This is a genomic window from Veronia nyctiphanis, from assembly GCF_004116385.1.
In the GTDB taxonomy this organism is placed as follows: Bacteria; Pseudomonadota; Gammaproteobacteria; order Enterobacterales; family Vibrionaceae; genus Veronia; species Veronia nyctiphanis.
Map to the genome: position 1 here is coordinate 185,173 of NZ_PEIB01000006.1, position 7,215 is coordinate 192,387.

Annotated in this window: 9 protein-coding genes; 8 read left to right on the top strand and 1 reads right to left on the bottom strand. The window is 45.4% G+C overall.

The window, feature by feature from the left end:
• Positions 1-49: 49 nt before the first annotated feature.
• Positions 50-1,963, top strand: a complete 1,914-nt coding sequence (dnaK, locus tag CS022_RS07605) for a molecular chaperone DnaK (protein ID WP_129121782.1) — start codon at positions 50-52, stop codon at positions 1,961-1,963.
• A gap of 99 nt (positions 1,964-2,062) precedes the next feature.
• Entirely contained in the window at positions 2,063-3,196 is a 1,134-nt protein-coding gene (gene dnaJ, locus CS022_RS07610; RefSeq protein ID WP_129121783.1) for a molecular chaperone DnaJ, read from the top strand.
• Between the two features lie 63 nt (positions 3,197-3,259).
• Here dnaJ and CS022_RS07615 read toward each other — a convergent pair whose 3' ends face one another.
• On the bottom strand, positions 3,260-3,688 hold the full coding sequence (locus CS022_RS07615) for a type IV pilin protein (protein WP_235869318.1): 429 nt from the start codon (positions 3,686-3,688) through the stop codon (positions 3,260-3,262).
• Between the two features lie 99 nt (positions 3,689-3,787).
• Between CS022_RS07615 and CS022_RS07620 the strand changes: the two genes are divergently transcribed.
• From CS022_RS07620 to CS022_RS07645, 6 genes are read left to right on the top strand one after another with little or no spacing between them, the layout of a single operon-like run.
• Complete coding sequence (locus CS022_RS07620) at positions 3,788-4,339, top strand: pilus assembly FimT family protein (RefSeq protein ID WP_129121784.1); 552 nt, start codon at positions 3,788-3,790, stop codon at positions 4,337-4,339.
• On the top strand, positions 4,336-5,001 hold the full coding sequence (locus CS022_RS07625; RefSeq protein ID WP_129121785.1) for a PilW family protein: 666 nt from the start codon (positions 4,336-4,338) through the stop codon (positions 4,999-5,001). Before CS022_RS07620 ends, CS022_RS07625 begins: the two co-directional genes overlap by 4 nt.
• The gene (locus tag CS022_RS07630) at positions 5,001-5,192 is read left to right on the top strand and encodes a hypothetical protein (protein WP_129121786.1); all 192 of its coding nucleotides are present in this window, start codon (positions 5,001-5,003) and stop codon (positions 5,190-5,192) included. The genes CS022_RS07625 and CS022_RS07630 overlap by 1 nt, the downstream gene beginning before the upstream one ends.
• Complete coding sequence (locus CS022_RS07635) at positions 5,176-5,523, top strand: hypothetical protein (protein ID WP_129121787.1); 348 nt, start codon at positions 5,176-5,178, stop codon at positions 5,521-5,523. Before CS022_RS07630 ends, CS022_RS07635 begins: the two co-directional genes overlap by 17 nt.
• A complete protein-coding gene (locus tag CS022_RS07640) occupies positions 5,475-6,272 on the top strand; it encodes a hypothetical protein (RefSeq protein ID WP_129121788.1) in 798 nt (265 codons plus the stop codon). Before CS022_RS07635 ends, CS022_RS07640 begins: the two co-directional genes overlap by 49 nt.
• Complete coding sequence (locus CS022_RS07645) at positions 6,262-6,702, top strand: type IV pilus modification PilV family protein (RefSeq protein ID WP_129121789.1); 441 nt, start codon at positions 6,262-6,264, stop codon at positions 6,700-6,702. The genes CS022_RS07640 and CS022_RS07645 overlap by 11 nt, the downstream gene beginning before the upstream one ends.
• The last annotated feature ends 513 nt before the right edge of the window (positions 6,703-7,215 follow it).

The following is a 7,215-nucleotide window of genomic DNA, read 5'->3' on the forward strand; positions in this document are numbered from 1 at the left end:
CCCATATAACACTCAACGCAACAAATAGACGAATTTTGGAGAAAACCAAATGGGTAAGATCATTGGTATCGACTTAGGTACTACCAACTCTTGTGTAGCAGTTCTGGACGGCGAAAAGCCACGCGTAATTGAAAACGCAGAAGGCGATCGCACAACACCATCAATCATCGCTTACACACAGGATGGTGAAACACTGGTAGGTCAGCCAGCTAAACGTCAGGCTGTTACCAACCCAGAAAACACATTGTTTGCAATCAAACGTCTGATCGGTCGTCGTTTTGAAGACGAAGAAGTTCAGCGTGATATCGAAATCATGCCTTTCAAAATTGTTAAGGCTGACAACGGTGATGCTTGGGTAGAAGCGAAAGGCCAGAAAATGGCAGCTCCTCAGGTTTCTGCAGAAGTTCTTAAGAAAATGAAGAAAACTGCAGAAGACTTTCTGGGTGAAGAAGTCACTGGTGCAGTTATCACTGTTCCTGCTTACTTCAACGATGCTCAGCGTCAAGCAACCAAAGATGCTGGCCGTATCGCGGGTCTGGAAGTTAAACGTATTATCAACGAACCAACTGCAGCAGCACTGGCTTATGGTCTGGACAAGTCAGGCGGTGACCGCACTATCGCTGTATACGACCTGGGTGGTGGTACTTTCGATATCTCTATCATCGAGATTGACGAAGTTGAAGGCGAGAAAACGTTTGAAGTTCTGGCAACCAACGGTGACACGCACCTGGGTGGTGAAGACTTCGATAACCGTCTGATCAACTACCTTGTAGACGAGTTTAAGAAAGACCAAGGTTTGGATCTGCGTAACGACCCGCTTGCTATGCAGCGTGTTAAAGAAGCAGCTGAAAAAGCGAAGATTGAACTGTCTTCTGCACAGCAAACAGACGTTAACTTGCCATACGTAACGGCAGATGCGACTGGTCCTAAGCACATGAACGTGAAAGTGACTCGTGCGAAACTGGAATCACTGGTTGAAGATCTGGTTGTTCGTTCACTTGAGCCTCTGAAAGTTGCTCTGGCTGACGCTGACCTGTCTGTTAATGACATCAACGACGTTATTCTGGTTGGTGGTCAAACACGTATGCCTATGGTTCAGGCGAAAGTGGCTGAATTCTTCGGTAAAGAAGCACGTAAAGACGTGAACCCTGATGAAGCGGTAGCAGTAGGTGCTGCAGTTCAGGGCGGTGTACTGGCAGGTGACGTGAAAGACGTACTTCTGCTGGACGTGACTCCTCTGTCTCTGGGTATCGAGACAATGGGTGGCGTAATGACCAAGCTTATCGAGAAAAACACCACTATCCCTACTAAGGCGAACCAGGTGTTCTCAACTGCTGAAGACAACCAGAATGCAGTAACGATTCACGTACTGCAGGGAGAGCGTAAGCAAGCGACTTATAACAAGTCTCTGGGTCAGTTCAACCTTGAAGGTATTCAAGCAGCTCCTCGCGGCATGCCACAAATCGAAGTAACCTTCGACTTGGATGCTGACGGTATCCTGCACGTGTCTGCGAAAGACAAGAGCACGGGTAAAGAGCAGAAGATCACTATCCAGGCATCTGGTGGTCTGAGCGACGAAGACATCGAGAAAATGGTTCAGGAAGCGGAAGCGAACAAAGAAGCGGACAAGAAGTTCGAAGATCTTGTCGCTGCTCGCAACCAAGCTGACCAGATGATCCACGGTACGCGTAAGCAAGTGGAAGAAGCAGGCGACGCACTGCCAGCTGATGAGAAAGAGAAGATCGAAGCGGCTATTACTGAGCTCGAAGAAGCGCGTAAAGGCGAAGATAAAGAAGCCATCGACGCGAAAGTTCAAGCGCTGATGACTGCTTCTCAGAAGCTGATGGAAATTGCTCAGCAGCAGGCGCAAGCCGCTCAAGCACAAGACGCCGGTGCAGAAACGAAGCAAGACGACGATGTTGTTGATGCTGAGTTCGAAGAAGTAAAAGACGAGAAAAAATAAGATTCGCTGACGTTTAGAAACGCGTAATTTTATTAAGCACGGGCGTAGGAGGATCTCTCCTTCGCCCGTAGTTGTATAAAAACAGGTGACAATTACACAATGTCAAAACGTGATTTTTATGAAGTACTGGGTGTTGGCCGCGAAGCGAGTGAGCGAGATATAAAGAAAGCTTACAAGCGCCTTGCGATGAAGTACCACCCAGACCGTAATCAGGGCGACGAAGAAGCCGCTGAGAAATTTAAAGAAGTTAAACTTGCTTACGAAGTGCTGACTGATGATCAGAAGCGTGCCGCTTACGATCAGTATGGTCATGCAGCCTTTGAACAAGGTGGCATGGGCGGCGGTGGCGGCGGTGCTGATTTCGGTGATATTTTTGGTGACGTATTTGGCGATATTTTTGGCGGTGGCCGTCGCGGCGGTGGCCAACGTCAGCAACAACGTGGCTCTGATTTACGCTATAACATGGAGCTGTCTCTCGAAGAAGCAGTCCGTGGCATAACCAAAGAAATCGAAGTCCCAACTTATGCAAGCTGTGAGCCTTGTAATGGCAGTGGTGCCAAGCCGGGTTCATCGCCACAGACATGTGGAACCTGTCACGGTCATGGTCAGGTACAGATGCGTCAGGGCTTCTTTGCTGTTCAACAGACCTGTCCGACATGTCATGGTCGCGGCCAGATTATCAAAGACCCTTGTGATAGTTGCCATGGTCAGGGACGCGTTCAGAAGACGAAAACGCTGAGCGTGAAAATCCCTGCAGGCGTTGATACGGGCGACCGCATTCGTCTTTCTGGCGAGGGTGAAGCAGGACAATTTGGTGCGCCAGCCGGTGACCTGTATGTTCAGGTTCATGTTCGTGAGCACAACATCTTTGTCCGTGATGGCAGCAACCTCTACTGTGAAGTGCCTGTTAGCTTTACGATGGCTGCCTTGGGTGGCGAAGTCGAAGTACCGACACTCGATGGCCGTGTCAGCCTGAAAGTACCAACAGAAACGCAAACGGGTCGCCAATTCCGCATGCGTGGTAAAGGCGTGCAGTCTGTGCGTGGTGCAGGCACGGGCGACCTTATTTGTAAGCTTGTTGTTGAAACGCCAGTTAACCTGAGCAGTAAGCAAAAAGACTTACTTAAAGAGTTGGAAGAGTCTTTCGGCGGCAGTGCAGCGAAAAAGCACAAGCCTAAGTCTGAAGGCTTCTTCAACGGCGTGAAGAAGTTCTTTGACGACCTGACAAGCTAATCGGGTTTAGCGTCAAAAAAACCGGCTCGCAAGCCGGTTTTTTCATATCTGTAGTTTGTTCGTCTATATCCAGCAGTTGTCACTGCTTATTTCTTGCCCGCCTTTACTTCGATTAGACACGCTGGTGACGGCATTAATAATTAATGTGTGGCACTTATCGTCTTCTTGGCGAGTATCGGACTTGGGGGTTGCTGTGAGTTTATAGATATCGTCACCCGTTCCCGATGTATCTATCGAGAAGGTATATTCCTCTGACAGCTGGCACCTAGCACAACTTAATGCATTCGGATAAGCGCCGTTTTCTGTATATTGCTGCTCGACCCAAACCTGCAATTGATAAAGTCCACTTTGAGCGCGTCCTCGTTCAGCCTTAATCAGGTGATTTGTATAGGAGGGAACAGCGATAGCAGACAGTGCGCCAATCACACCGATAACTATCAAAAGTTCGAGTAATGTCATGCCTTTAGCTGAACATTGATGGCGTTTAAACATTATATTTCTTTCCAACTCTAAGAGATGTTTTGATTCGGTGACCATTTATTAGTCAATGATAAACTCAAGGCATTCTGTTTCATAAGGCGGGAACGAATAATGCGAGTAAATTCAGGTAAAGGCTTCACATTGGTTGAGATGATCGTCGTGATCAGTGTCTTTGCTGTGTTGGCTGCTGCTGCTGTTCCCTCATTTGTCGATTCACAGCGAAAGTCGCAACTAAAAGTGGCGGCGCAAAAGTTACTGACAACGCTGGATGTCGCGCAGTCTGAGTCTATCAAAACAAGACAGCGCATTTACGTCGCCTATGTCGCGCCAGATGATGAAAACCGAAACGGATGTATTTTGGCGACTAACGACCAAACATCATTCTCGTGTAGCAACAGCAATGTAGGTTTGCCCAAGTTTTATTTTGAACATTTCAGCGGTATTGAGCTCAAGAGTAAACCTACTGAGAGTGAGAAAGTACTGTTTTACTTTGAACCGCAGACTACGTTGCCGTCTACAGACGTTACACTCACGATGAAGCTTACAGGCTATGAAAGTGAAGAAGCGGGCGTGTTAGTTCGCCGATATGCTGGCCTTAAGGGGTGTAGCAATAGCCAGTTCAGCTCTTGGCCTGTATGTCCAGGGAGCTCGGAGGAGTCATGAATAAAAACAAAGGGTATTCACTCGTAGAGCTTCTTGTTGGCAGTGCGGTCAGCCTTATCGTTATCGCTGCATCCATAGCTGCTTTGTCTTCTAGTATGTCGCTTGGAAATGACCAACTGCAACGAGACTATCTAACTTCTCAGCTGAATGTTATTGCAACTGCGATGTCTCAGGAAATTTCCCGAGCTGGGTACTGTTTTGATTGTTTATCCTCAAACCCGTTTATTACTGCCGATCCTGAAGGAAATAAATCTTCAGTCATCATAGATGATTTAGGTATCACGGATAAAGATTACAAAGGATCTTGTATCAGGTTTGCCTATAACCATGACTCTCGTTCGGGTTCGACTTCGCCTCATAAAGATGATTTGAAAGGTTATCGTTTAGACGGTGATAAACAGGTTATCGAAATTTACGAAAACCGGGATGGCTCAGCAAACTGGAAATGCGACAGAGATAATGGCGGCACCTATTGGCAAGATATGAATTATGAGCGTCTTGATATCACCGAGCTGACGTTTAAAAGAAACGCATTAACCCTTGATGGCGTGAGCAACAGAGTCCAACAGCTTGAAATAACAATTACCGCAGCAGTTTCAGATAAGCCTGGAATTAAAGAATCCCTGACATTTAACGTCACAGTATGGAACGTGGACAGCTAATGATGAATAAGTCTAAACAAAACGGGCTGGGAACACTCATGGTGGTCAGTGGCATCGCTGTAATTATCGGTGCTTTCGCCCTCGTGGTTGCTCAGTCAGGTTTTGCCGAAGTTAAACGCACCCAGAGTATTATCATTGCTTCAGAAGAAGGTGGCCGAGCAAAGCAGGTTTGGATTGCGCAGCGGCGATGATTCAGAAGAAGGGCCTTTCTCCCGAAGAAAAAATAAATTTATTGATGATCTCAGTGAATGTGAAAATGCGGTAGGCGTAACAATTGATGTAACAACAGAAGAACCGTGGGTAGTGACATCAAAATATGGTAATGCGTCATTCAAGCTAGTAATGGTTACTTCTGGAGGAAGCAAAGCTGCTGTGTTTAAGACTTCGGATGACTTGATCATCGAAGGTGGCAATGAATGGCAACCTGCTTTAACTAAAAAAGTTGATACACGAGATGGCATTGACTACTTCGAATGTATCGCCATCATTGCTGGCGGCGATGTCACTATCAGTGCAGGGTAGGTAATTCGAATGCAAAGTTTGAGGTTGTATCGAATGACCCAGTTAAAAAGTGCCAGGAAGGTTTCAGTACTTATGTCGAAAATGAAAAGCGTACAAATAAATTTGAGCAGGATATACAGTTTGGTGTCGATCAAAATGAGTTAGACTTCTTCAATGAGATTTTTGGCGTTGAGAAAAGCAAATGGGCAACTGTTCGTAAAGAGTTTGACCACATATTGGAGGGTGAGAAAGCTGGTGCAAATTGTGGTGCTGAAATTGAAAAGCTGCTTACAAGCTCAACTAGCGAACAAATCAAAATATGGGTCGACGGTGATTGCCTGTTGGATGGAGTTGGAACAAGTCATGCGGATAAAGCTTTAATTGTCATCAAGGACGGCGTTTTGGGTTCTCGTATGGCTATCGATGGTTTTAACGCATCAATATTTATGTTCAATTATGACAAAAGTGACTTCACAGCCAGCTGGTTAGAAAAATGGAATGACTCATATATTTGTGCCAATACTTTCAGCGCACTTTGTGCTGAGTATATTCACCAAGACAGGCTTGGAACTGACGTTACAAATTGGAAGCGCCTTCCTTTTCTAATTCATACATCATTCATACTAAACGGCTTCTTTATCGTTGATGTAACGCCTTCGACATCAAGGGTTTTTGCTGGTTTTAAGCCAAGCTACGATGACACGTACGCAAATACTAACCCAAATAGTGGTAAGCCAAAAATATTGAAAGGGAGTTTCCATGACTTCTAATAAAGGCTTTTCATTTGTTGAAATACTTATTGCCCTAATGGTAATCACTGTATCCGGCGTTGGGTCTATGAAGCTTTATAGCTATATGGAACAGCTCAAAGGTAACGCTGTGGGAAGTTTGAGAGCTCAACAACTTGCCCAGCAGCAGGTCAGTCTCCTGCAGACGGTAAATACGCAGGACTCTGAATGCAGAGAGGGAGCCGAGGGTAACGTAACGTTTGATAATGTTGGTACTTGCCTTATTTCGCTTACTGAGCTTAACGAGTCTAAATACAAAGTAGAAACTGAAGTCGTCAATACTATTGAAGAAAGTGGCACTGTTTACGGTAAGCTTATCGAAGTCAAAGTGACATGGAGTGACAGACATGGTGGAAGTCAAGAGATCAAACTGCTCACGATGGTATCAAAATTCAGCAATTTGACTGTTTAATGTTCACTTGATTGTAAAAATGCTGTTTTTTCATTTTTTACTCTTGCCAAGAAAATAAACCTCCCTATAATTCCGCCTCACTGACAGGGAGGCGGCATCAAAAAAGAAATTCACCTCCAGTCATCTACCTCAGATGAGGTAAGTCAAAAAGACGTTTTGAGTGGTAAGTTAATGCCAAGAAAAATCACAAAATTTCTTCTTGACTTAAAGTTCGGACAGCGTAACATACGCAGCCCTGACCAAGTGAAGCAACGCTTCATGAGTCAACGCTCTTTAACAATTTGACCTATGCAATCTGTGTGGGCACTCGTGAATGATAGACAAAAGCTTATTTGTCTTCACTTTTGATAAGTGAAAGCAAACGGCAATCAATGTTTACTGAGTGACCAAACGAGATAACTTCGGTTATATCGGCACAGTCAATTTATACAGTATTTCATTGAGCCGTTACCTTCGGGTAACAACAAAATTCTAATTGAAGAGTTTGATCATGGCTCAGATTGAACGCTGGCG